The organism is Dolichospermum sp. LEGE 00246, assembly GCF_015207865.1.
GTDB classification, from domain to species: Bacteria; Cyanobacteriota; Cyanobacteriia; order Cyanobacteriales; family Nostocaceae; genus Dolichospermum; species Dolichospermum heterosporum.
Genome location: NZ_JADEWA010000682.1, coordinates 1 through 1,910, shown reverse-complemented (window position 1 = coordinate 1,910; position 1,910 = coordinate 1). Strand labels below are relative to the sequence as shown.

The following is a 1,910-nucleotide window of genomic DNA, read 5'->3' as shown; positions in this document are numbered from 1 at the left end:
ATATATTATAAACCTGGAAAAACAAAAAATTAACTCCAATTTTAATTTTACATGATTTGTTATCATCCTCAAAGCCGATATGAAAAGCCAGAATGCTTATCAGGACGATAACTCCAATCATAGCTGACGATAGTTATCAATTTTATCCCCGAATAAAAAAGTAAGTAGTCATACTAAAACCAACAACAATCACAAATATCCGCACAAAGCGAGGGTCTAATCTCCGCGCATAATGAGCGCACAAATAACCACCAAGAGAACCACCCACAGCCATTAAAATAGCTTGATACCAAGCAATTAAACCAGCGAACATAAAAGGAAAAATAGCGATACCGTTAATACAACTACCAAGAAAAGATTTAAAAGCATTCATAGTGTGAATATTTTTAATACCTAAAAAACTTAAAGTTGCTAACATTAAAATTCCTAAACCTGCACCAAAGAAACCACCATAGATAGATATTGCTAATTGTGCAATCACGAGAATTAATAAAGGTGGAGATTGAGATTCTGATGATTTCTTGCTTTGAAATTGTAACCACATTTTCAAGGGTTCGCTAAATGTAAATATCAGCGTTGCTGAAAGTAACAGATAAGGAAGTAGCTGTTTAAACATATCCGCTGATGTATATAGCAAAATAACAGAGCCAATTCCCCCACCAATTAAACTGGTAATACATAGTATCAAAAGCTGTCGTCGCGGGATGTGCAAATTGTGACGATATGCTCCTGCACTGGCCATAGCTGCAATCCATAAAGCAGTATTATTTGTGGCATTAGCTGTAATTGGCGATATACCAGTAAATATCAAGGTGGGAAATGTAATAAAACTACCACCACCCGCTACAGCATTAAGCGATCCGGCAATGAACGCGGTACTGAAGAGAAGCAAGCTATGGACAAGTGTTAAATTGTTGGGCATTTTGGCTCTGCATTTTGAGAAGAATGTTTGCTAAAAGACTTGTTTTTTAGTAAAAACTATGGAATACTTCTAAATATAATACGCTAATTCGACCAATAAACCGTAGTTAATTAAAAACCCTGGTAGTTTGCCAGTTAAAAAATGTAAGTTGTAGGAGTGAAATTGCTTCACTTCTATCTTTGGCTGTCATTCAACTTGTAATTTTTGCAATTAACCAAAAATTCAAACAAATCTCAATCAAGGAAGGAACTAAATGAGTAACATTCAACTTTATTACACTAAAGGTTCTACTTTCTCCCAAAGAACCCGTGTAGTGTTGCTAGAAAAGGGAATTGATTTTACACCCATTGAAATTGATTTACAGAATAAACCAGAAGCTTTTACCCAAGTTTCTCGCTATGGTAAAGTTCCAGCCATCAAACATGGAGATGTGGAAATATATGAATCTACAATTATCAATGAATATTTAGAGGAAGTATTTTCCAAACCAGCTTTGTTACCTCATGATCCTGCTAAAAAAGCAGTTGCCAGAATTTGGATTGACTATGCTAATACTCGTTTAGTCCCAGCCTTTAATAAATTGCTGCGTGGTAAAGATACACAGGAACAAGAACTGGGACGGAGAGAGTTTTTAGAGTCTCTTTTGTATATTGAGGAAGAAGGATTAGGTAAGCTATCTGGCAATGGTCTTTACTGGTTAGGAGAAAATCTGAGTTTAGTTGATATTAGCTTCTATCCTTGGTTTGAAAGATTACCAGTTTTAGAAAAATTCCGTAATTTTACATTGCCATCAGAAACACCCCGTTTGCATCAATGGTGGGAGAATTTGCGACAACGGGAATCCATTCAACAAGTTGCTAATCCTACAGAATTTTATGCAGAAAGATTTGCTAAAATTCTTGGTTTAACAGTCATAACGGCGTAAAATGCAGTTTTTGAAATTACTTTAATATTACTGTTAATTAAAGTAAGTTCACTAATAATGAAT

The 1,910-nt window shown here is 35.0% G+C and carries 2 protein-coding genes; one reads left to right on the top strand and one right to left on the bottom strand.

What is annotated here, in order from left to right; genetic code table 11:
• Positions 1–142: 142 nt before the first annotated feature.
• The gene (locus IQ228_RS25505) at positions 143–922 is read right to left on the bottom strand and encodes a sulfite exporter TauE/SafE family protein (RefSeq protein WP_027401271.1); all 780 of its coding nucleotides are present in this window, start codon (positions 920–922) and stop codon (positions 143–145) included.
• Between the two features lie 253 nt (positions 923–1,175).
• Between IQ228_RS25505 and IQ228_RS25500 the strand changes: the two genes are divergently transcribed.
• Positions 1,176–1,847 carry a glutathione S-transferase family protein gene (locus IQ228_RS25500; RefSeq protein ID WP_193964937.1) on the top strand — a complete coding sequence of 224 codons (672 nt, stop codon included), beginning with the start codon at positions 1,176–1,178 and terminating at the stop codon, positions 1,845–1,847.
• Positions 1,848–1,910: the final 63 nt, after the last annotated feature.

Bases quoted from the DNA above. Each gene is read 5' to 3' on its own strand.
- IQ228_RS25505 (WP_027401271.1), bottom strand. From the start codon at position 922: ATGCCCAACAATTTAACACTTGTCCATAGCTTGCTTCTCTTCAGTACC.
- IQ228_RS25500 (WP_193964937.1), top strand. From the start codon at position 1,176: ATGAGTAACATTCAACTTTATTACACTAAAGGTTCTACTTTCTCCCAA.